At 59.3% G+C, this 22,273-nt stretch carries 22 protein-coding genes and 1 tRNA gene; 7 read left to right on the plus strand and 16 right to left on the minus strand.

Features of this window, described 5'->3' with window-relative positions; all coding sequences use genetic code 11:
- Positions 1-13: 13 nt before the first annotated feature.
- Complete coding sequence (mgtE, locus tag SIB46_RS07820; RefSeq protein WP_413295598.1) at positions 14-1,396, minus strand: magnesium transporter; 1,383 nt, start codon at positions 1,394-1,396, stop codon at positions 14-16.
- A gap of 71 nt (positions 1,397-1,467) precedes the next feature.
- Here mgtE and SIB46_RS07825 point away from each other — a divergent pair, with 71 nt between their 5' ends.
- Entirely contained in the window at positions 1,468-1,938 is a 471-nt protein-coding gene (locus tag SIB46_RS07825; protein ID WP_413295599.1) for a glutathione peroxidase, read from the plus strand.
- Here SIB46_RS07825 and SIB46_RS07830 read toward each other — a convergent pair.
- Genes SIB46_RS07830 through gyrB form a run of 4 tightly spaced genes read right to left on the minus strand, consistent with a single transcriptional unit; the run spans position 1,907 to position 5,021 of the window.
- Positions 1,907-2,266, minus strand: coding sequence for a fluoride efflux transporter FluC (locus SIB46_RS07830; protein ID WP_413297741.1), 360 nt, complete (start codon positions 2,264-2,266; stop codon positions 1,907-1,909). The genes SIB46_RS07825 and SIB46_RS07830 overlap by 32 nt on opposite strands.
- 46 nt (positions 2,267-2,312) lie before the next feature.
- Positions 2,313-2,735 (minus strand): fluoride efflux transporter FluC, encoded by a 423-nt coding sequence (locus SIB46_RS07835; protein ID WP_413295600.1) that lies wholly within the window; start codon positions 2,733-2,735, stop codon positions 2,313-2,315.
- A complete protein-coding gene (locus tag SIB46_RS07840) occupies positions 2,728-3,048 on the minus strand; it encodes an SH3 domain-containing protein (RefSeq protein WP_413295601.1) in 321 nt (106 codons plus the stop codon). Before SIB46_RS07840 ends, SIB46_RS07835 begins: the two co-directional genes overlap by 8 nt.
- Complete coding sequence (gene gyrB, locus SIB46_RS07845) at positions 3,048-5,021, minus strand: DNA topoisomerase (ATP-hydrolyzing) subunit B (protein ID WP_413295602.1); 1,974 nt, start codon at positions 5,019-5,021, stop codon at positions 3,048-3,050. The genes SIB46_RS07840 and gyrB overlap by 1 nt, the downstream gene beginning before the upstream one ends.
- A 131-nt stretch (positions 5,022-5,152) precedes the next feature.
- On the opposite strand from gyrB, the gene miaA reads away from it, so the two are divergent.
- Together miaA and infC are read left to right on the plus strand one after the other, a co-directional pair.
- Positions 5,153-6,043 (plus strand): tRNA (adenosine(37)-N6)-dimethylallyltransferase MiaA, encoded by an 891-nt coding sequence (miaA, locus tag SIB46_RS07850; RefSeq protein ID WP_413295603.1) that lies wholly within the window; start codon positions 5,153-5,155, stop codon positions 6,041-6,043.
- Between the two features lie 47 nt (positions 6,044-6,090).
- Positions 6,091-6,738: a translation initiation factor IF-3 gene (infC, locus tag SIB46_RS07855; protein WP_413295604.1), complete on the plus strand. Its 648-nt coding sequence runs from the start codon at positions 6,091-6,093 to the stop codon at positions 6,736-6,738.
- On the opposite strand, the gene SIB46_RS07860 is transcribed toward infC, so the two are convergent.
- Positions 6,735-7,469: a dienelactone hydrolase family protein gene (locus SIB46_RS07860; protein WP_413295605.1), complete on the minus strand. Its 735-nt coding sequence runs from the start codon at positions 7,467-7,469 to the stop codon at positions 6,735-6,737. The two genes, infC and SIB46_RS07860, sit on opposite strands and share 4 nt — an antisense overlap.
- A 91-nt stretch (positions 7,470-7,560) precedes the next feature.
- On the opposite strand from SIB46_RS07860, the gene SIB46_RS07865 reads away from it, so the two are divergent.
- Both SIB46_RS07865 and cysE read left to right on the plus strand, forming a co-directional pair.
- On the plus strand, positions 7,561-8,568 hold the full coding sequence (locus tag SIB46_RS07865; RefSeq protein ID WP_043736386.1) for a GntR family transcriptional regulator: 1,008 nt from the start codon (positions 7,561-7,563) through the stop codon (positions 8,566-8,568).
- 2 nt (positions 8,569-8,570) lie between these two features.
- Positions 8,571-9,278, plus strand: coding sequence for a serine O-acetyltransferase (cysE, locus tag SIB46_RS07870; protein WP_413295606.1), 708 nt, complete (start codon positions 8,571-8,573; stop codon positions 9,276-9,278).
- Between the two features lie 17 nt (positions 9,279-9,295).
- On the opposite strand, the gene SIB46_RS07875 is transcribed toward cysE, so the two are convergent.
- The 3 genes from SIB46_RS07875 to secA all read right to left on the minus strand — a co-directional run bounded on the left by SIB46_RS07875 (position 9,296) and on the right by secA (position 14,576).
- On the minus strand, positions 9,296-10,423 hold the full coding sequence (locus SIB46_RS07875) for an SGNH/GDSL hydrolase family protein (protein WP_413295607.1): 1,128 nt from the start codon (positions 10,421-10,423) through the stop codon (positions 9,296-9,298).
- A gap of 108 nt (positions 10,424-10,531) precedes the next feature.
- Entirely contained in the window at positions 10,532-11,719 is a 1,188-nt protein-coding gene (locus SIB46_RS07880) for a hypothetical protein (RefSeq protein ID WP_413295608.1), read from the minus strand.
- A 22-nt stretch (positions 11,720-11,741) separates the two neighbouring features.
- Entirely contained in the window at positions 11,742-14,576 is a 2,835-nt protein-coding gene (secA, locus tag SIB46_RS07885; protein ID WP_413295609.1) for a preprotein translocase subunit SecA, read from the minus strand.
- A 56-nt stretch (positions 14,577-14,632) separates the two neighbouring features.
- Here secA and SIB46_RS07890 point away from each other — a divergent pair, with 56 nt between their 5' ends.
- Positions 14,633-15,094 carry a GNAT family N-acetyltransferase gene (locus tag SIB46_RS07890; protein ID WP_413295610.1) on the plus strand — a complete coding sequence of 154 codons (462 nt, stop codon included), beginning with the start codon at positions 14,633-14,635 and terminating at the stop codon, positions 15,092-15,094.
- Here the strand turns inward: SIB46_RS07890 and SIB46_RS07895 are convergent.
- The 7 genes from SIB46_RS07895 to psbZ all read right to left on the minus strand — a co-directional run bounded on the left by SIB46_RS07895 (position 15,086) and on the right by psbZ (position 19,385).
- Positions 15,086-15,157 (minus strand) — tRNA-Gly (locus SIB46_RS07895). The two genes, SIB46_RS07890 and SIB46_RS07895, sit on opposite strands and share 9 nt — an antisense overlap.
- A gap of 66 nt (positions 15,158-15,223) precedes the next feature.
- Positions 15,224-16,309, minus strand: a complete 1,086-nt coding sequence (gene rfbB, locus SIB46_RS07900) for a dTDP-glucose 4,6-dehydratase (RefSeq protein ID WP_413295611.1) — start codon at positions 16,307-16,309, stop codon at positions 15,224-15,226.
- Positions 16,310-16,334: 25 nt separating this feature from the next.
- Positions 16,335-17,213 carry a dTDP-4-dehydrorhamnose reductase gene (gene rfbD, locus SIB46_RS07905; protein WP_413295612.1) on the minus strand — a complete coding sequence of 293 codons (879 nt, stop codon included), beginning with the start codon at positions 17,211-17,213 and terminating at the stop codon, positions 16,335-16,337.
- Complete coding sequence (rfbC, locus tag SIB46_RS07910; protein WP_413295613.1) at positions 17,210-17,791, minus strand: dTDP-4-dehydrorhamnose 3,5-epimerase; 582 nt, start codon at positions 17,789-17,791, stop codon at positions 17,210-17,212. Before rfbC ends, rfbD begins: the two co-directional genes overlap by 4 nt.
- Positions 17,781-18,671, minus strand: a complete 891-nt coding sequence (gene rfbA, locus SIB46_RS07915; protein ID WP_413295614.1) for a glucose-1-phosphate thymidylyltransferase RfbA — start codon at positions 18,669-18,671, stop codon at positions 17,781-17,783. Before rfbA ends, rfbC begins: the two co-directional genes overlap by 11 nt.
- On the minus strand, positions 18,668-19,147 hold the full coding sequence (gene ribH, locus SIB46_RS07920) for a 6,7-dimethyl-8-ribityllumazine synthase (RefSeq protein WP_413295615.1): 480 nt from the start codon (positions 19,145-19,147) through the stop codon (positions 18,668-18,670). Before ribH ends, rfbA begins: the two co-directional genes overlap by 4 nt.
- A gap of 49 nt (positions 19,148-19,196) precedes the next feature.
- Positions 19,197-19,385: a photosystem II reaction center protein PsbZ gene (gene psbZ, locus SIB46_RS07925; RefSeq protein WP_011934497.1), complete on the minus strand. Its 189-nt coding sequence runs from the start codon at positions 19,383-19,385 to the stop codon at positions 19,197-19,199.
- A gap of 131 nt (positions 19,386-19,516) precedes the next feature.
- On the opposite strand from psbZ, the gene mutS reads away from it, so the two are divergent.
- On the plus strand, positions 19,517-22,237 hold the full coding sequence (gene mutS, locus SIB46_RS07930; protein ID WP_413295616.1) for a DNA mismatch repair protein MutS: 2,721 nt from the start codon (positions 19,517-19,519) through the stop codon (positions 22,235-22,237).
- Positions 22,238-22,273: the final 36 nt, after the last annotated feature.

The following is a 22,273-nucleotide window of genomic DNA, read 5'->3' on the forward strand; positions in this document are numbered from 1 at the left end:
GGTCTCTGGGGTCTCACGAGGCCGATGAGAACCGTTCCAACAGGATCATCGCGGTACGCAAATAGATGAAAACGCCCGCCACGTCTGTGGCTGTGGCAATAAAAGGAGCCGACATCAAGGCTGGATCCAAGCCCAAACGGTTAAACAGCAAGGGCAAGGCGGCACCCGCAGTAGCAGCCAAGGTGGTGATACCCACCAGGGAAATTCCCGCAGCCCAGGCCACCAACCAGTTGCCGCCGCTGACATAGGCCGCCCACGGAATCACCACCAGCATCAGCAGGAATCCCAGCAGGGCCCCAGCCACCGCCTCTCGCCAAATCGCCCGCCAGCTACCGAGGCTTTGCAGCCTCTGGGTGCTGAGGCCGCGAATGATCACAGTTGAGCTCTGCGCGCCCACGTTGCCGCCGGTGCCAATCAGCAGCGGAATGAAGGCCGCCAACACCACCACCTGTTTCAGCACACCATCCATCGATGCAATCACCGCCGCTGTGCCGCTATTGGCCAGCAGCAACACCACCAGCCACACCACCCTGCGGCGAGCCACGGTGAACAAATTGCTCTTGAAATAATCGTCCTCATCACCTGCCTGCACAGCGCCAGCGGCATAGAGGTCGCGGGTGGCCTCCTGCTCGATCACGTCGATGACGTCATCGACGGTGACGATGCCCACCAACCGGTCTTCGCTATCGACCACGGGCAGTGCCAAGAAGTCGTAGCGCTGAATCAACCGCGCCACTTCCTCTTGATCGGTACCGGTTTGGACCCGGACCACATCACGGGTCATTACCTCGCCAACGGTGGCCTGGGGATCGGAGACCACCAACTGCCGCAACGACAGGATGCCGGTCAGGCGGCGAGCCGCATCGGTGACATAGAGGGTGTAAACGGTTTCGGTCGCGCTGGCCTGACGGCGCACGATCTCCAGGGCCTGGGCGGCGGTGGTGAATTCTTTGAGGCCAATGAATTCGGTCGTCATCAGACGACCGGCCGTTTCACTTTCGTATCCAAGTAGCTCAGCGGTTACCCGGCGCTCATCGGGGCTGAGCTGCTGCAACAGATTGCGCACCACCTTGGCGGGCAGCTCATCAAACAGACGCACCCGGTCATCCGGGGACATCTCCTCAACTAGCTCGAGCACCTCACTGGATCGCATGCGCTCCAGCAGCGATTGCTGCACAACGGGTTCGAGGTACTCGTAAACCTCAATCGCCTCGTCTTTCGGCAGCAAGCGAAAGGCAATGGCTTGCTGCAACGTGGGCAGGTTGCTGATTGCTTCAGCGGCATCCACCGGTTGCTCCGGTTTGAGCAACTGCTTGACGGCGTCGTAATTGCCGGCGTCGATCAAACGCTGTAAATACTCGGTCAGCTCAGGAATCGCGGTCGCCGAATCCGACATTGGGCCGCAGCAAAGCACCCGAACTTTATGGAGCAGACCTAGGGTCGCGCAGCAGTTTTGCCGCAATCCCCATGGCCCTCAGCCTCAACGGCGTCAGCGTGACCTCAGCCGATGGATCCAGCCGTGATCTGGCCAGCGACAACGGCAGCGTCCTGCTGATCGTGAATGTGGCCAGCCAGTGCGGGTTCACCAAGCAATACGCCGGTCTGCAGCAGCTCCACGAGCGCTACGGCAAGCAGGGCCTCAAAGTGATCGGCTTCCCTTGCAATGACTTCGGCGCCCAAGAGCCCGGCACGATCGAAGAAATCAAAACTTTCTGCTCCACCAACTACGGCGTCAGCTTTGAGCTGATGAGCAAGGTGGCCTCTGACGCTGCCCCCTTTGACACCCTCACCCAGGCCGAGCCCGCTGGCCCGATCGCCTGGAATTTTGAGAAATTCCTGGTGGGCAAAGACGGCGGTGTGATCGCCCGCTTTAAAAGCGGCGTGGAGCCGGAGAGCAGTGAGCTAACTACGGCGATTGAGACGGCCTTGGCCGCCTGAGCAGCCGGCCGAGCAACACGCCGAGGGCTCCAAATCCCAATCCCAGGCCCAGGGTGATGCCAAGCAACCCTGCGGCCTGGAGCCACTGGCCAGCGGCGATCAACACCACGCAATCCACCATCCAGGCACTGAAGGTGGTGAGCGAACCGCAGAACCCTGTGCCCACCAGCAGCTGCCAGCGGGCATCCACGCCGCGGCCAACCAACAAGCCCAAGATGAAGGCCCCAGCCACGTTGACGACGACGTTGTCGCCATCACCGAAATAGACCCCGGCGGCCTGCCAGCGGATCAATGCACCAGGGACAGCACCCATGGCCACCAAGATCATTTCCAACAGGCGCCAATCCAAATTTGGACTGCCTTGAGTGGGTGATTCAGCCACGGCTCAACCCCAGCTGAAATCCCGCTGCTGCCGCCAGCAAACCAATCACCAGCGAGAACACCATCAGGCCAACAAACTGCAGGAATTGACGGTTCTGCAGGGTATTGAGTAGCTCCACCACAAAGGTGGAAAAGGTGCTGAGGCTGCCGAAAAAACCCACTCCCACCAGCAGCATCATTGGGGCTGTGCCAATGGCTCCGCTGCAGGCTTTGAGCTGCAACGCGTGCAATCCAGAAAAGAGCCCCAGAAAGAAAGCAGCCGACACATTCACAACGAACGTGCCCCAATGCTTGTGGGGCACCACCGGCTCGAAGTGATTCACCACCCGCAAGCGCAACCAGGCCCCTGGCACGGCGCCTAAAGCAACCAAAATTGCCTCCCAATAAAAAGGAGCGGGGGCAACAAGCTCAGACATTGATCCAGCCGCGTTTGTGCACCTGACCAACGCCGAAGCCCGAACCCGTCAGCACCTGCACATAGGCCCAGCGGCGGCCATCGGGGCTGTTCCAATGGCGCAGCACCGTCATGGGTGTCTCGCGGCCCAGGGTGAGCAGCGAAGGCGCTTTGGAGGCCGGACTGCTCTTGAGCTGATCGCGCCTGCCGGAGAGCAAAGGACCGCTGGGGCCGCGGCGGCGAGGATCGGGATGCCGCAGATCAGCACCACCGGCTGGCAAAGCCACGGGAGCCATCAGGGCCAAGCCCAACACCCAGGCCCAACGCAACACCATCAGATGTCGAGGTCAGCCAGATCAAGCTCAGCGCTGTGGGTTTCGATGAACTCGCGACGGGGTGCAACCTTGTCGCCCATCAAGATCGTGAAAATGCGATCGGCTTGAGCAGCATCTTCAATCTCAACGCGCTTCATGGTGCGGGTTGTGGGATCCATCGTGGTTTCCCACAGTTGCTGCGGCATCATTTCACCGAGACCCTTAAATCTCTGAATGGTGTAATTCGCTTTTTCGCCGAAACCGTCAAGCGTTGTTTTGAGGTCTTGCTCGTTGTAGCAATAGGTGTGGTTCTTGCCCCGCTCAACTTTGTACAGCGGCGGGCAAGCAATGTAGATGTAACCACCTTCCACAAGCTCGCGTTGATAGCGATAGAAGAAAGTGAGGATCAAGGTGCGGATGTGAGCACCATCAACGTCAGCGTCGGTCATGATCACAATGCGGTGATAACGAAGATTGCTGACGTCAAACTCTTCGCCTTTGATGCCCAAACCAAGGGCCGTAATCAGGGCCTGAATCTCTGTGTTTTTGTAGATCTTGGCGTCATCGGTCTTCTCAATGTTGAGGATCTTGCCGCGCAGCGGAAGAATGGCCTGATTGCGGCGATCGCGGCCCTGTTTGGCCGAGCCACCAGCGGAATCTCCCTCAACGATGTAGATCTCCGATTCGGCGGGATCACGGGAACTGCAATCAGCGAGCTTGCCGGGCAGGGTTGAACTTTCCAGCACGCTCTTGCGGCGCACCAATTCACGGGCGCGTCGGGCGGCTTCAGCCGCATTGAAGGCCTGAATGGCCTTCTCCAGGATCAGATCAATCACCTGGGGATGGAACTCGAGATATTCACTGAGCGCTTCACCAACGACGGTGTCGACGATGCCGCGCACCTCCGTGTTGCCAAGTTTGGTTTTGGTCTGGCCTTCAAATTCCGGATCAGGGACTTTCACCGACAGCACCGCTGTCAGGCCCTCCCGGATGTTTTCGCCAGCGAGGTTCCCGTCGCTGTCTTTGCGCTTGCCGCGTTTGCGGGCAAAGGTGTTGAGGGTGCGGGTTAAGACGGTTTTAAGGCCCTCAATGTGGGTGCCGCCATCAACGGTTCGGATGTTGTTGGCAAAGCCAAGGATGCTGTCGGAATAGGCATCCACACACCACTGCAAGGCGGCTTCCACTTGAACGCCGTCTTTCTCAGAGTTGACGTAAATGATGTCGGGGTGAAGGGGATCCTTCTCCGCATTCATGTAGTCGACATATTCACGAATGCCGCCTTCATAGAAGTAGATCTCTTCGTGGGGCTGGCCATCCTCGCCAGCCGCTTCAGGGCGCTCGTCGCGGAAGACGATCTTGACCCCACCATTGAGGTAGGCCAATTCCCGCAAACGCCCCGAGAGGGTGGCGTAATCAAAGCTGATCCCGCCAGTGAAAATCTCAATGTCGGGCTTGAAGCAAACCGCGGTGCCGGTGCGGCCTTTCTCGCCGGCTTCTGAGGCCAAGCTGCCGATGGGAGCACCGCGCTCAAAGCGCTGCTTATGAACTTTGTCCTGACGATGAACGGTGACCTCCACCCATTCACTCAGGGCATTGACCACAGAAACGCCGACGCCATGCAGGCCACCGGAGACCTTGTAACCGCCGGAGCCGAACTTGCCGCCAGCGTGCAGCACGGTGAGCACGGTCTCAAGTGCGCTCTTCCCCGTGCGGGGGTGCACATCGGTGGGGATGCCGCGTCCGTTATCGGCCACGCTGCAGGATCCATCGGCCCTGAGGCAGACATCAATGGTGTTGCAGTGCCCGGCCAGGGCTTCATCCACCGAGTTATCCACCACCTCGTAGACGAGATGGTGCAAACCGCGGGGTCCTGTACTGCCGATGTACATGCCCGGGCGTTTCCGCACCGGTTCAAGACCCTCCAGAACCTGGATCTGCTCGGCGCCGTAGGCGGCCTGAACCTGCGAGGACGAGGGGCTGGTGGCTTCGCTCATGCTGATAACCGTCGGATAGCCCTGTGCAGAAGCAAAGGTCTGCCAGACACTTCCGATGACATCTCAGACTACCACCGGCTGCCATGGGCGGTCCTGGAGCTGTCTCCGGGTGAATTCAGGCAGGGGATGCAATGACCCCATTAATGGTGCTGGTTTTGGGCCCCACCGCCAGCGGCAAGACCAGCCTTGGAATTGCCTTGGCCCAAAAGCTTGATTGCCGGGTTCTCTCGATTGATTCCCGTCAGCTCTATGCGGGCATGGACATCGGCACGGCCAAGCCGTCGCGCGAAGAGCAGCAGCAAGCCCCCCACGAGCTGTTGAACCTGAGCACCCCTGATCAGCCCATCAACCTGCAGCAGTTCTGCGGCCATGCCCAACCGCTGATTGAGCAAGAGCAACAGCGGGGAAGGCCCGCTTTGTTGGTCGGTGGCAGCGGCCTTTATTTGCAAGCCCTCAGCCAAGGGCTGCAGCCCCCCGCCCTGCCGCCGCAACCGGGCCTGCGTCAACAACTGCAGCAACTGGGGCAGTCCTATTGCCATCAGCTACTGCGCCAGGCGGACCCTCAAGCCGCCGCCAAGATCCAGCCCAACGATCCAATCCGAACCCAAAGGGCCTTAGAGGTGCTCTACGGAACCGGCCAAACCATCTCCAGCCAACAGGGGCGCTGCCCGCCGGCCTGCCGGGTGCTGGAGCTGGGGCTCAATCCCAGCGACCTCAAAGAACGCATTGAGCAGCGCACAGCCGCCCTCTATGCCAGGGGCCTCGTGGCCGAAACCGAAACGCTCAGCAGGCGCTACGGAGCTGATCTGCCCTTGTTGCAAACCATTGGTTACGGCGAAGCCCTGGCCGTGCTCGCCGGAAGGCTCAGCAAGTCCGAAGCACAAGCACTGACCTGCCGGCGCACCTGGCTGTTCGCCAAACGCCAACGCACCTGGTTCCGCAACCGCCATCAGCCCCTGTGGTTAAACCCGGAATCCGCACTTGAAGAAGCATTGGAAGCCATTGCAGCGGCCAGGTCTTAGGCTGAAGAGTCTCTCGTTCCTTGCTGAACGCCCCCCAACCCGACTGAATGGCTCCACGTCCTCGCTTTGATCGCCGCGCGCCGGTTCGGGAACTTCCCAATATCAACGATCGAATTAATTACCCCAAGCTGCGGGTCGTTGATGCCGATGGCACCCAGCTCGGTGTGATCTCCAGGGACGAAGCCCTTGATGTGGCCCGGGAGAGGGAACTGGATCTGGTGCTGGTAAGCGAAAAAGCTGATCCGCCCGTTTGCCGGATCATGGACTACGGCAAGTTCAAATTCGAGCAGGAAAAGAAAGCCAAAGAAGCCAAGAAAAAGTCGCACCAGACCGAAGTTAAAGAGGTCAAGATGCGCTACAAAATCGATGCCCACGACTACCAAGTGCGCATCGGTCAAGCGGTTCGTTTTCTCAAGGCCGGCGACAAGGTGAAGTGCACCGTGATCTTCCGCGGCCGGGAGATTCAGCACACCGCCTTGGCTGAAAAATTGCTGATGCGCATGGCCAAAGACCTCGAGGAATCGGCCGAGGTGCAGCAGCCCCCCAAGCGGGAAGGCCGCAACATGATCATGTTTCTGGGACCCCGCAAAACGCCGCTGCAAAAGGACAAGCCCGAGCAAGCCACCAAGGCTGAGCGCACGCTGCCGATTGCTAAGCCCCCTGGCAAAACAGCTGCCCCTGCAGCCACAAATTAAGCCTCGGCCTCGCCGACTTGATCCAACAGCTCCAGCAGGCTTTGCCAGCCCTGCCAGGCAGCTTCTGGCTGGAAATCTGAGCGCTGTGAACACATAAAGCCATGACCCGCAGCAGGGGCAATGCGGCACTGCAGGCGCTCAGCTGATAGATCAGCGGCTTGAAGAGCTGTGCAGATCGCCTGCTGCTCATCCGCTGGCATCAACGGATCATCCGCCCCCAACCAAACGAGCAAGCGCCCAGGGATCCCAGCGGCCAGCTGCAGGGTGGGCACGCCACCTCCGGGGGAGAAGTTCGACACCCGGGCGCCATAGAAGCTGGCGGTGGCCTTGAGCTCAGGCCGCGTGGCCAGGTGCCAGGCCAAATGCCCCCCAAAGCAGAACCCCAAACCCGCCAGGGGCAGGTGAGCCAGCTCAGGCTCGTGCGCCAACCAGCGCATCACCGCATCCACATCGCTTTGGAAACCTGCTGCGGTAACCGCATCACGGTGCTGACGTCCTTCGGCTAAGCCGGCTGCGTCGTATCCCACATCCAGCGCTGGGGCTGTGCGCGCAAACAGGGGCATGACCAGCACCCCATGGCCAGCAGCCACCAGCCGGCTCGCCACAGCACGCAACCAGCTGTTGATCCCAAACACCTCAGGCAACACGAGCACCAGGCTTCGGGGCTGCTGGGGACGCTCAAACCAACAGCGCAGCTGGGCCTGGGAGCCGGAAATCGTCAACCAAGCCATGGCCAAGCCCACACAGAGGACACGGCAGGAATTGTCACCCGGGGCATGTGCCACTACGGTGGCACGGTCGATCTGCTGTCACACCCCAGGCGTGCGTTTCCATATCCAACAGGAGAGCGACATTCCCGCGTCGACCCAGCTCTACAACCAGATCTGTTTCGCGATCGCGGCGCGTCACTTTCCACCGGGTCACCGGCTGCCCAGCACCCGCCAACTGGCGATGCAAACGGGCCTACACCGAAACACCATCAGCAAGGTCTACCGCCAGCTGGAAAACGATGGTGTGGTCGAGGCCATGGCCGGCTCGGGCATCTATGTGCGCGACCAGCAAAAACCCCGGGAAGTTAAAGCTCCCAGCGGCCCGCGCCACCGCATCCGCCCTGACATCGATCAGGAAGTGCGCCGCAGCATTGATGGACTGCTCAATGCCGGCTGCACGCTGCAGCAAGCCCGTGAACTGCTCACCCGTGAAATCGACTGGCGCCTGCGCTGCGGCGCCCGGGTTTTGGTGAGCACCCCGCGCGAGGACCTGGGCGCCTCTCTGCTGATCGCCGAAGAGCTCACCCCCAAACTCGAAGTGCCGGTGGAGGTGGTGCCCCTCGAAGAACTGGAAGCCGTGCTGGAGAGCTCCAACAACGGCACCGTCGTCACCAGCCGCTATTTCCTGCAACCCGTTGAGGAGCTGGCCAAACAACACGGCGTGCGTGCGGTGGCCGTTGACCTCAACGACTTCCGCCACGAGCTGGCCATGCTCAAGGAATTGCGCGCCGGCAGTTGCGTTGGCCTGGTGAGCATCAGCCCAGGCATCCTGCGGGCTGCTGAGGTGATCCTGCACTCGATGCGCGGCCAAGAGCTGCTGGTGATGACCGCGTCACCGGATGTGGGCAGCCGTTTGCTGGCCCTCTGCCGCGCCGCCAGTCACGTGCTCTGCGACCGGCCCAGCCTGCCGCTGGTGGAGCAGACCTTGCGGCAAAATCGCTCGCAACTGATGCGTCTGCCGCAGGTGCACTGCGCCCAGAGTTATCTCGGGGCCAGCACGATCGACATGCTCTGCAAGGAGATCGGCCTCGATAGCAGCGCCAACGCCCCCAGCCCCTGAGGATGCTGCACAGCCTGCGCGCGGACATCGCCATCATTCGCGACCGCGATCCCGCTGCCCGGGGCGTGCTGGAGATTCTGCTCTGCTACCCGGGGCTGCATGCCCTGTGCTTGCACCGGCTCAGCCATCGCCTCTGGAGGGCAGGCCTGCCGCTGATCCCCAGGCTGATGTCCCAGCTGGGGCGATTGGTCACCGGCGTTGAAATCCATCCCGGGGCGCGCATCGGCCAAGGCGTGTTCATCGACCACGGCATGGGCGTGGTGATTGGCGAAACGGCCGTGGTGGGCAATCGCTGCTTGCTTTACCAAGGCGTCACCTTGGGCGGGACGGGCAAACAGAGCGGTCAACGCCACCCGGTGCTTGGCGAAAACGTGGTGGTGGGAGCTGGCGCCAAGGTGCTCGGCGGCATCTCCGTGGGAGCCAACACCCGCATCGGCGCTGGTTCAGTGCTGCTGCGCGATGTGGATGCCGACTGCACCGTGGTGGGCGTTCCAGGGCGCGTGATTCACCAATCTGGCGTGCGCATCAACCCCTTGGCCCACTCCCAGCTGCCTGATGCGGAAGCCCAAGTGATCCGCAACCTGATGGAGCGGATCGACGCGCTGGAAAACGCCCTAGCCCTAGCCCGCGGCGGACAAGCTCCCGCTGCCCAAGCGCAAAACCTGCGGGACCGGGAGATTCTGGAGTTCCTAGAAGGCAGCGGGATTTAAATCAACTGACCCGTGGATTATTTGTTGCGATAAATACCAACGATTTCTGCAGCAACAATTTGGTTTCCTTTACCAGTAATGTGGCAAAAGTCGATGTAAACAGGCTCAGAATTGTCCAACCATCCAGTTCCATCGATTACACTTTCACAGAAATCAAAACTGATATCACAATATCGATCAACTTCCTCAAGTATTAGTGGATATGTCAGAGCATATTCAGCTTGCAAATAATTGTGCTCTTGTCCCAAATAGTCTGTTTTGATTTCAGCACTGTGAAAAACTACTGGTTGCAAAATTGCAGTGAAATCTGCACCAACTGATTTTGAAAGTAAATATGCGGCATACCAATTAGCAACCAAATGATCAGCGACCTTCTGAGCTCGTTCAGGCTCAGACGAGCAAACCATCCCACCAAACACCTTGGCAGGCTCGGATTTCACACCAAATTTTCCAGCAATGGCTACATAGGGGGCAATTAAAAAATTTTTAGCATTCTTTAGACGGGCAGCAATGACACTCGAAGCATTTATTTTTAGGCTAGAAGAAATTCTTTGTTGCTGCTGGTGAACTGGAAGTTGTTTATATTCTGAGCGACATCCAACTAGCACATCATTAACACCGCTATAGAAAGTGACAGAATCTGGGTTTTCACCCTCTGCCAAAAGATTAAGAAGTTGATTTAAAGATTGACGGGAAACCCAACCAGACTGGCCAAAGTTAAAAACAGGTATGCCCGTTATTTTTGAATAATGGCTTGGTATTGTCTCAAAATCAGAAGCTCCTGTACCGAACATTGTTGAACCGCCAAAAAACCAATGCGACGAATCAATGTTTTGGCCAAACGACAATCTAGTGTTGTAGGGTGGTTGAACATTGGTGTGCTTTCCAACAAAAGGATTATTTTTCCATCCCAAAAATGAAATATACTCGGCGCCACTCCCCTTATCTAAACTCATTTCTTGGACAAGCTCTCTATCAGCTTCAGTTGGATAGGCAGGATTAATATTTAAATTGTGATGGGGCTGCTGTTCTTGCTGCCGAGACAACTTAATTGACTTGTAAAAAGAAAAAGATATGGCAGGAACTAATAGTAGAGCAGAAAGCACACCCACATTCACTAATCCCACACGCAGCCAAGGGCGCATTGGTGAAACTTATTATCTATACTAATCTTAGCACAATGCGGCGGCAACAATTAAGCAGAAAACAAGAACAAAGTCTCCTGGGAAACATCACCTCGCCAGCCTCTCTAGCTAACGAGGCAAGGAAATAACTTGGGCGTAGTACTTGCCTATCTCAAAAGCACCTTTTGAAGTAAGGTGAACCGCATCAATGAAGTATTCCGAGCTAAGTTTTTCCTCAGGGAAAGCAACGACTTTAAAGCCTGCATTTAAAAATAGGTTTGCATATAAATCGTCAAAATTATCCGTAATTTGCGAGCTTTCCTGACTATTTAATTGTCTTCCACTATAGTCGGAAAGCCATTGGCGATAATCTGGCCAACTCGGCCAAACTTTGAATGAGAAAGAGTGAGGTTCTTTAAAAATTAGTACATTTTCAGCCGGAAAATCGTGCTTCAACAAGACAGCTTTTAATTGATTTAATCCGTTTTCTACATGTTGAGCATACTCACTCTTGAGCTCATCAGAATTCCAATGAAAATTGCTTGAATATCTATTAACTTCTGAAGCACCATGACAGCATCCAGAGATCAATCCAAATTCTTGTTCAGCGTAAGGGCTATTATCAATACGAAGCTTAGTAGCAAACCGCGCTATCCCAGGAAATACCTGTAAAACATATTTTTTAACACTAGATAAAGGATCAGAAATAAGATGACTATTTTTAACTGAATTCTTCTCTGCAGAGGCGCTAAGCGAACCCTGGTTACGAATTTTTTCCTGCGCAAATGACATTAGAGTATTCACATTAGTAGCAATCACAATCCGGGAAGGTCGCTTGTTAGCCAGGCGAAAAATCCCATCGATTGTCTCAATGCAACCATATATATCTTTCCCGCTTTTACCAGCATTAACAGCTCCTAGCTTCGAAAGCTTGGCAAAGACATCAGCTGGACGGAATCCTTCCGAAACTGACGAGGATTCAGTGGTCGAGCCTCCACAAAAAAGAACATAGCCAGAAGAAGTATCCTTCGAGGCTCGACTCAATCCAGATGGCAAAATAGTGCCATATTTATCCGTTCGAAGCCTGACTGGCCCACGCGAAGGAAATTCAGTGGGCGTACCAGCCCAACGCGAGTCATATATGTAGTCTGCTTTAGCCGGCAATCCATTGGGCAAAAGAGAAGGCTTGACTGTTCCTGACCAAGCCCAACTTCTTGAGAGCAAATCAAACCTATAAACATATTGAAATGCCAACTCAATAAAAAGAATTGGGCTTAAGCACAGCCCAAGAAAATAAAAATAGCGAATGTATTTCACTATGCTGTGATTTGACGAAGAATTAAGCAGTAACCTCCTCAGTGGATGCAGGCTGAGGCTGGAACATGAACATCGAATAGATCACGTTGCGGCGAACCTGGGTCATCATCTCCAGGAACATGTCGTAGCCCTCGTTCTTGTATTCGATCAGAGGGTCTTTCTGGCCATAACCGCGCAGACCCACCGATTCCCTAAGGGCATCCATGCTCTGCAGATGCTCACGCCAGAGGCTATCGATCTGCTGAAGAATGAAAAAGCGCTCAGCTTCTCGCATCAAGCCAGGCTTGAGCTGCTCAATCTCCGCTTCCTTGAGGTCGTAAGCGATGCGCAGCTGCTCATGCAGAAAGGCCTTGAGCTCCTCCATCGACAGACCAGCCAACTGCTGAGGCTCCAGGTCTTGAAGCAGGTAGACGAATTCCTTGACCTTGTTGGTCAGGTGGCTGAAATCCCATTCCTCCGGCGGTAGTTCCGGATTGACGTAGGCCTCAACGATGTCTTCCATGGTTCGCTCGCCGTAGCCGAGCACCTGCTTTTTGAGATCACGGCCTTCGAGCACGCGGCGGCGTTCGACATAGACGGCACGCCGTTGGTTGTTCATCACCTCGTCGTACTCGAAGACCTGCTTGCGCATGTCGTAGTAGTACGTCTCAACCTTTTTCTGAGCTCCCTCCAACGAGCGAGTGAGCATGCCGGATTCGATCGGCATGTCCTCTTCTACCCGGAAGGCATTCATCAAGCCGGCGACGCGGTCACCACCAAAGATGCGCAGCAGGTTGTCTTCCAGCGACAGGAAGAAGCGGGTGCTGCCTGGGTCGCCTTGGCGACCAGCGCGGCCCCGCAGCTGGTTATCAACGCGGCGCGATTCATGGCGCTCGGTGCCGATCACATGCAGACCACCGGTTTCACGAACACTGGCCTGCTCAGTGGAAATCACAGCGTCGTAGTCGGCGCGGATCTGCGCCAACACCTGACGCAACTGCATGATTCCAGCATCCTCACTGGGCGCTTTCTCAGCGGCGCTACTGATCCGGTCTTCCAGCTCCAGCACCGTCAAGGTGCGATCACCCCACAGCTTGACGAGCTCACGGGCCACATCCGCCAGGGCCGCATCGGTTTCGGGGGAAAGCTCGCAGGGGTAAAGGCGTCCAAGGGCGCGGGCCTCACTCGGGGGCTTGGCTGGGGCTGAGGTTGCCGCAGCAAAACCACTGCTGGCTTCCCGTTGCAATGGCACAGGCGGCCGGTGACCCTCTTCCGGGCGCACCAGCCGGGGCAGCAGGGCTTCACGCACCTTCAGGCGCGCCATGTAGTCGGTGTTGCCACCGAGAATGATGTCGGTGCCGCGGCCCGCCATGTTGGTGGCGATGGTCACCGCGCCGGTGCGGCCGGCCTGGGCAACGATTTCCGCCTCGCGCTCAACGTTTTCAGGCTTGGCATTAAGCAGGTTGTGGGGGATGCCCTCTTCCTGCAGCAGAGCTGAGAGCACCTCGCTTTTCTCCACGCTGGTGGTGCCCACCAACACGGGGCGCCCGGTGCGATGCACCTCGGCAGTCTCCTGGGCAACGGCGCGCCACTTGCCTGATTCGGTTTTGTAGACCTGATCCACCAAGTCCCGGCGGGCTCGGGTGCGGTTGGTGGGAACGACGGTGACCTCCAGCTTGTAGGTCTTCTCGAATTCCACCTCCTCGGTTTTGGCTGTGCCGGTCATGCCAGCCAGCCGGGGATAGAGCAGGAAGAAGTTCTGGTAGGTGATCGAAGCCAGGGTTTGGGTTTCTGGCTGGATCGGCAGGCTCTCTTTGGCCTCCACCGCCTGGTGCAAGCCATCGCTCCAACGCCGGCCCGGCATCACACGGCCGGTGAATTCATCGACGATCACCACCTCGTTGTCGCGGGTGATGTAGTTGACGTCTTTGATGAACAGCTCCTTGGCCTTCAGAGCATTGGTGACGTAGTGGGCCCAGGGATCAGCTGCATTGAAGAGATCTTCCACCCCAAGGATGGATTCCGCCTTGGCATAGCCCTCATCGGTGAGGATCACGCTGCGCTGTTTTTCGTCAACTTCGTAATCGCCTTCTGGGTCGATGCCGTCTTTGCTCATCTCAGCGGCACGGTCCAGTTGCAACGCCAGGGCTGCGGCCTGGTTGTATTTCTCCTGGGGCCGCTCCACCTGGCCGGAAATGATCAGCGGGGTCCTGGCTTCATCCACAAGGATGGAATCGACTTCGTCGATAACGCAGTACTGAAACTCGCGCTGCACCACCTCGCTGATGTCGGTGGCCATGTTGTCGCGGAGGTAATCAAACCCCAGCTCACTGTTGGTGGCGTAGGTGACATCGCAGCCATAGTTCTGGCGGCGCTCCGCCGGGCTCATGTCCTGCTGGATCAAGCCCACGCTCAACCCCAAGAAGCGATGCACCTGGCCCATCCATTCGGCGTCGCGCCGGGCCAGGTAATCGTTCACCGTCACCACGTGGACGCCGCGGCCGGTGAGGGCATTGAGATACGACGGCAGGGTGGCCACCAGGGTCTTGCCTTCCCCGGTCTTCATTTCGGCGATTTGGCCGTCGTGCAGCACCATGCCGCCCAGCAGCTGCACATCGAAATGGCGCATGCCCAGCACGCGCTTACCGGCCTCGCGCACGATGGCGAACGCCTCGGGCAATAGCTGATCGAGAACCGGCCGCTGGCGCTCCAGGCTGCCGGCATTTTCAAGCTGCTGACGGAATTCCGAGGTGCGCCGGCGGAGGTCCTCATCAGAGAGGGGGGCAATGTCCTCCTCAAGCAAATTGATGTCGCTCACCAAGGGCTGGTAGCGCTTCAGCTTGCGGGCATTGGGGTCACCCAGCAGCAGCTTGAGCATGGGACAGTGACAGAAGGGAGAACGAGGACTTGGAGAGGCCTTTGGAGGATGTTGCCATGAACGGCACAAGGCTTCTAATGCATGCGCCGGGTGCACCGGGGCTCCGGCTGCTGGGTCTCGGGCCTGGACTGCGTCCAACCCGCGGCCTTTACAAGCTGCAGCGTTTACTAAATCAACACGCCTTTTGGGCCCAGGGCCGCTCCATTTCCCAGTTGAGGCGGATGTTGGCGGGCAGTGCGGCAGTGGCCAGCCTCTGGCGCGGCAAACGCTTGGTGGGCTTTGCCAGGGCCAGCAGTGATGGCGCCTTCCGGGCTGTGCTGTGGGATGTGGTGATCCCAGAAGACGTCCAAGGGCGGGGCTTGGGGCGGCAACTGGTGGAGGCCTTGCTGCAACATCCCAGCCTTCAAGGGGTGGAGCGCATCTACTTAATGACCACCAATGGCGAAGGCTTCTACACCCAACTGGATTTCCGCCGCAGCAACGGGCAGACGCTGATGCTTAGAGAATCAAGCGGATGAAGAGATTCGAACTCTCGACCCTCTCCTTGGCAAGGAGATGCTCTACCACTGAGCTACATCCGCACTCGGGGCTTTTTCAAGCGCCGATCGGATGATCATGCATGACCACCCTGCCGGCGGTCAATCACTTCAAGCGCGGGTGCCAATGCGCTCACCGCTGTAGCCAGCGCGCTGCCGCACGGAACGGCACCACTCCTGGTTCTGCAGGTACCAATCCACCGTGACAGCCAAGCCCGAACTGAAGTCATGGCGAGGCTCCCAGCCCAATTCAGCGCTAATCCGAGCCGGATCAATCGCATAGCGGCGGTCATGGCCCGGGCGATCCGCAACGCGCGTAATCAAGCGGGCATGGGGGGCTCCCTCGGGCCAGCGCTCATCCAGCAGCTGGCAGATGGTCTCCACCACCTCGCGGTTGCTGCGCTCGCCATGGCCACCCACGCAATAGCTCTGGCCCAGCTGACCACGGGTAGCCGCCAGTAGGAGCGCATCAACGTGGTCTTCCACAAACAGCCAATCGCGCACGTTGGCGCCATCCCCATAAAGAGGAATTGGCTCCCCTGCGATCGCCTTGAGGATCACAACAGGAATCAGTTTTTCGGGAAACTGCCAAGGCCCGTAGTTGTTGCTGCAGTTGGTGAGCACCACAGGCAGGCCATAGGTGTGGTGCCAAGCATTCACCAGATGGTCACTGGCGGCTTTGCTGGCGGAGTACGGGCTGCGGGGGTCGTAGGGCGTGGTCTCAGAAAAGCGACCCGTGGCACCCAAGGAGCCAAACACCTCATCGGTGCTGATGTGGTGAAAGCGAAAACGGCTGCGGCGCTCCTCACTGAGCCCCTCCCAATGGCGACGCACGGCCTGCAACAGCGAAAAGGTGCCGTTCACGTTGCTGCTGATGAAGGCTCCAGGCCCATCAATGGAGCGATCCACATGGCTCTCAGCCGCCAAGTGCATCACCAGATCGGGATCGGCCTGCTGAACCGCTGCTGCCGTGGCCTCCGTGTCGGCCAAATCAAGCTGCAGCAACTGATGGCGCCCCTTGGACTCGGGCAAGGCCTCAATGCTGGCCAGATCGCTGGCGTAGCCGCATTTATCGAGGTTGAACACCAGGGCGTCGCTGCCTGTTAGCAACCTGCGCACCACCGCACCGCCGATGAACCCGGCACCACCGGTGACCAGCACACGATTGATCCCAGCGGGCAGAAGCGAATCGGGCATGCCGGATGTCAACGGTGGCGGCAGATTACTGAGCGCGGGCCAAAACCTCAGCTAACGCATCCCGCCAATGCACCGCTGGCAGGCCAAGGGCCTGACGCGAGGCGGTGCAGTCCAGCAGTGAGTAGCTGGGGCGAGTGGCTGGGGTGGGGTAGTCGGCCGTGGTGATGGGCTCAACGGTGGCTGCCTGCCTCAAGAGGCCTTGGGCTTGCGCCAGCTCGCCGATGGCCACAGCGAAGTCGTACCAACTGGCCGCGCCGGCATCACTCCAATGCAACACCTGTGGGCCATCGGGGTTGGCATCGATGCCGATCGCCCGCCAACAGGCCTTCGCCAAGGTCAGCGTGCTGGTGGGGCAGCCCACCTGATCGGCCACCACCTTCAGGGGCTCTCCCTCGTCGGCTTTGGCGGCATGGAGCCGCAACATCGTGCGGCAGAAGTTTTTGCCCACCGGGCCATACACCCAACTGGTGCGCAGCAGCCGCGCTTGTCGGTGCTGCAGGGCGACTTGCTCACCGCGCGCCTTGCTGGCGCCATAGACCCCCAGGGGCTGGCGGGGCTGCTCAGGCCCATAGGGATGGCCCTGGGCGCCGTTGAACACAAAGTCGGTGCTGAGCTGCAGCAAGCGGCCGCCGGTTTGCTGCAGTGCAGCAGCGAAAGCCGCTGGAGCCTGGGCATTCACCGCCTCCGCCAACGCAGGCTCCTGTTCGGCTTGATCCACTGCGGTGTAGGCCCCGGCATTGAGCACCCAATCCGGGCGCTGCTCTTCCACGATGCGGCGACAGGCCGCTGAATCTGCCAAATCAAGCTCCACGCGGCTGGTGGCCACCAGCTCAACGCCATCAGGAACTGAGGCCATCAGGGCTTGGCCCAACTGACCAGAGCGGCCGGTGAGCAAGACCTTCATCCGAACAGATCTCCAGACTGCTGCGCTTGGGCCAGCGATGGCGCCAACCCATCTTTTTCAGAAACCTGAACCGTCAGCCCCTGCAGCGGCCAGGCGATGGCGAGGGCTGGATCGTCCCAACGAATGGCGCGCTCACAACCTTTGTTCCAGAAGCCCCGGGTCTTGTATTGCACCTCAGCCACAGCACTGAGGGTGAGAAAGCCATGGGCAAAGCCTTCCGGCACCCAGAGCTGGTTGTGGTTCTCAGCACTCAACTGGGCACCAACCCACTGGCCATAGGTGGCGGAGCTTTGGCGCAGATCGATCGCCACATCAAAGATGGCGCCAGAGGTAACGCGCACCAACTTCGCCTGGGGCTCAGGAGGCAATTGGTAGTGCAGGCCGCGCAACACCCCTTGGGCTGAGCGGGAGTGGTTGTCTTGCGCGAACGTGACCACTTCGCCGGCAGCCTCATCAAAGCGGCGCTGGTTCCAGCTTTCAAAAAACCAGCCCCGCTCATCACCAAACACTTGGGGCGTGATCAGCAGTGGGCCCTCCACCGTGGCTCCAGTCGCCGAACGCAGCTGTTCAACCTGCAATGGGCACCTCCAGCAGCTGCAGCAGATAGTTGCCATAACCGCTTTTACGCAGCGGTTGGGCCAAGGCGGCGAGCTGGTCGCTGCTGATCCAACCCAAGCGCCAGGCCACCTCTTCCGGGCACGCCACTTTCAATCCCTGCCGGTGCTCCAAGGTGCGGATGTAGGCCCCGGCCTCCTGCAGCGAGTCGTAGGTGCCGGTGTCGAGCCAAGCCATGCCACGGCCCATCAACTCCACCTGCAGCTGGCCGTCCTTGAGATAGCTGGCGTTGAGATCGGTGATCTCCAACTCTCCGCGCGGTGATGGCTTCACCTGCCGGGCCCGCTCCACAACGGTGTCGTCATAGAAGTAGAGGCCCGTAACGGCATAACGGGATTTCGGCTGCTTGGGCTTTTCCTCAATGCTGAGCACCCTGCCGTCAGCGGCGAATTCCACAACGCCATAGCGCTCGGGATCACTCACCGGGTAGGCAAACACCGTGGCCCCCTGCTGCTGCTGATTGCTTGCCTGCAGCTGCAGCACCAGATCGTGGCCATGGAAGAGGTTGTCCCCCAGCACCAAAGAGGCTGGAGCACCAGCGAGAAACTCAGCACCGATCAAAAAGGCCTGCGCCAAGCCATCAGGACTGGGCTGGACGGCGTACTGAATCTCCATACCCCAGGCGCTGCCATCGCCCAGCAAACGCTCAAAACTCGGCTGGTCATGGGGCGTGGTGATCACCAGCACCTCCCGGATGCCCGCCAGCATCAAGGTGGTGAGGGGGTAATACACCATGGGCTTGTCGTAGACAGGCAGCAACTGCTTGCTGACCGCCCGGGTGATGGGGTGCAAGCGGGTACCGCTGCCCCCCGCCAGGATGATTCCCTTGCGCGCAGCACTCATGCAGGCACCGAGCGCATCAAGCTGCCCATCTCTAGAGCCTGCAGGCCGTAATTCCAGCCCAGGTTGCTCTTGATGCCCGCCCGCTCAAGGGCCTGCTGCAGGGTGTCGGTGGTGAGCACCCCAAAGATCACGGGAACACCGCTCTCGCGAGCCACAGCGGCAACACCCTTGCTGACTTCTGACACCACCACATCGAAATGGGGGGTATCCCCGCGAATCACCGCGCCCAGGGTGATCACCACGTCGTAGCGGCCTGAACTGGCAAGGCGCTTGGCCAATAAGGGGATTTCAAAACTGCCCGGCACCCAAGCCAGATCCAGCTGATTACTGGTGTCAGCCACATCAATGCCATGGCGTGAGAGGCAATCGAGGCAACCACTCAGCAGCTTGCCGGTGACCAAATCATTGAAACGGGCCACGACCACGGCAATGCGCAGGCCGCCGGCATCGGTAAAGCGTCCTTCAAAAACGGTCATGGCTCAGGACGGCCGTACTGGCATCCAGTATCCGCCTTAAAGCGGTGCTTCAGACCACAAAGAAGCTCATGCCCCAGTTGAGCAGCACCAGGCCCACCCAGGCAAGACCACCGAACAGGATCAAGCGGTTGCTGTTGCCGCTCTCGTCGTTACTGGCGTAGAGCACCGGTACAGCGACGATCAGGGCAAACGACATCACCACCAGCGCCAGGACAGTGAGGGTGTTGAGGATCTGCATGGCGTGGCCGCAACCAGTCGAATGGCTCGCCGGATTCTCCCACGTGATCGCCTGCAACTGACGAAGTAGTTCACAGCTTGTGGTGAGCCGCTGCAGGCTGCCTACGATCCCCGCTCCTGCTGCAGGCGTCCGTGGCTCCTGGAGAACAACAGCTGTCCCTGGTGCCCGACGAAACGATCCAGGGGAGCCTGTTTGCTCCAGAACCCAGCGAGGACGAGGCTGAAGAGAGCGAAAGGCCCAAGCAGAGGCGCAGCCATCCCGGACGGCGCCACTGCCCAGCTCAAGAAACCAACGATGAAAACACCAGCAGCGCCGACGAGGGATTACCCCGCTGGCACCACCACGGCTTGGTGGATCCGCTGGCGCTCACCCCGATGTTGCGGCACTACGTCGAACTCAAAGCCGCCCACCCGGAGCGGGTGCTGCTCTATCGACTCGGTGACTTCTTCGAATGTTTCTTCGAAGACGCCCTGCTGACCAGCCGCCTTTTAGAGCTCACCCTCACCGGCAAAGAGGGGGGCAAAACCATTGGCAGGGTCCCGATGGCAGGGATCCCCCACCACGCCGCCGAGCGCTACTGCAGTGAACTGGTGCGCCGCGGCCATGCCGTGGCCCTCTGCGATCAGCTGGAAACCACCGCGGCCAAAGGGGCCCTCCTGAAGCGGGACATCACCCGTGTCCTCACACCTGGAACCGTTCTGGAGGAAGGGATGCTGGCGGCCAGGCGCAACAACTGGCTAGCCGCTGTTGTGCTCGATGACGAGCAGCGCTGGGGGCTTGCGGTCGCTGATGTCTCCACAGGCGAACTGCTGCTGCACGAACGCCAAGGCACCACTGAGCTGCAACAGGAACTGCTGAAACTGGAGGCAGCCGAACTGCTGCTGCCTGGCATCGAAGCGGCGCAGTGGTGTCCTGATGGGCTCGGCCTCACCCAACAACCCCGCACTCCCTTTGAAGCAGCCAGCGCTGATCGCGCTCTAAAGCAGCGCTTTGGGGTTCGCAACCTGGAGGGCCTGGGACTGGCTGATCACCCCTTGGCCCGGCGCGCCGCCGGCGGACTGATCGCCTATCTCGATGCCAGCCAACCCGGCAGCACCGTGCCGTTGGAGCGGCCGCAGCTGGTATTTGCCGGTGATGCCTTGGTGCTGGATCACCAAACGCGCCGCAATCTCGAACTGACCGCCACTCAACGCGATGGTCAGTTTCAGGGCTCACTGCTGTGGGCCATTGACCGCAGCCACACCGCCATGGGCGGGCGGGCCCTACGCCGATGGTTGGAAGCACCCCTGTTGGATGCCACCGCGATTCGAGGGCGTCAGGACGCCATCGCCGAACTGGTTGAGCAGCGTCCACTGCGGCTGTCCGTGCGGCGCTTGCTGCGGCCCATGGCTGATCTCGAGCGGCTCGCTGGCCGCTGTGGGGCTGGCCGCGCCAGTGCCCGCGACCTGGTGGCCCTGGCTGATGGACTCGAGCGCTTACCGATGCTGGCTGATCTGCTCAAAGGCAGCAGCGCAGCCCCGCTAGCTGATCTGCAGCAACCCAGAGCTGATCTGCAGCAACTCGCCGAGCTTCTGCGCTTCGAACTGGTGGATCAGCCACCGATGTCGCTCAGTGAAGGCGGCCTAATTCACGACGGGGTGGATGAAGACCTCGATGATCTGCGGAACCGGCTGGATGAGCAAGAGAACTGGCTGGCTGGCGTTGAGCAAAGGGAGCGCAAAGCCAGCAGCAACCCCAACCTGCGGCTGCAGTTCCACCGCAGCTTTGGTTATTTCCTCGCAGTCAGCCGCGCCAAGGCAACGGCCGTGCCCGATCACTGGATTCGCAGGCAAACCCTGAGCAATGAAGAGCGCTTCGTCACCCCCGAACTCAAGGAGCGCGAAGGGCGGATCCTGCAGCTCAAGGCGCGCAGCCACCAACGGGAATACGACCTGTTTTGCCGCCTGCGCGACCAAGTTGGCGAGCAAACCGCAGCGATCCGCGATGCCGCTCGGGCCATCGCCAGCCTCGATGCCTTGGCCGGGCTCGCAGAGCTGGCGGCCACCCAGGGCTATTGCAGGCCCGAACTCACAGGTGGCCGCTGCTTGGAGATCGAGGGCGGCCGCCATCCGGTGGTGGAGCAACTGCTGAGCGAGCAGGCCTTTGTGCCCAATTCGGTGGCCTTAGGCGATGGCGGCAAGCCGGATCTGGTGGTGCTCACCGGCCCCAACGCCAGCGGCAAGAGTTGTTATTTGCGTCAGTGCGGGGTGCTGCAGCTGATGGCGCAGATGGGCAGCTGGATTCCCGCTGAGCGTGCCGCCATCGGTCTGGCCGATCGAATCTTCACCCGCGTTGGCGCCGTGGATGATCTCGCCAGTGGCCAATCCACCTTCATGGTGGAGATGGCCGAAACGGCAAACATCCTTCAACACGCCAGTGAACGCTCGCTGGTGTTGCTCGATGAAATTGGCCGCGGCACGGCCACCTTCGATGGCCTCTCGATTGCTTGGGCCGTGGCGGAGCATCTGGCCTCCCCGCCACCCAATGGCCTCGGGGCGCGCAGCATCTTTGCCACGCACTACCACGAGCTCAATGCGCTCGCCGTCAGCCATCACAACGTGGCCAACTTCCAAGTGGTGGTGGAAGAACAAGACGCCGAACTGGTGTTTTTGCACAAAGTGATGCCTGGCGGGGCTGATCGCAGCTACGGGATCGAGGCTGCTCGGCTGGCTGGGGTGCCGCCAGCGGTAGTAAAGCGGGCAAGACAGATACTTGAACTGGTTGAGAAGAAGGACACTCAAAGAAACAACAATGAGGCAAACTCAAAACGGATCAATGGTGAAGATGAACAACTACCACAAGCAAACAGTTAACAAATAAGCGCTATCAAGCAAAAACGAAAGAGGCAA

Source organism: Synechococcus sp. MIT S9452 (assembly GCF_047304245.1).
In the GTDB taxonomy this organism is placed as follows: Bacteria; Cyanobacteriota; Cyanobacteriia; order PCC-6307; family Cyanobiaceae; genus RCC307.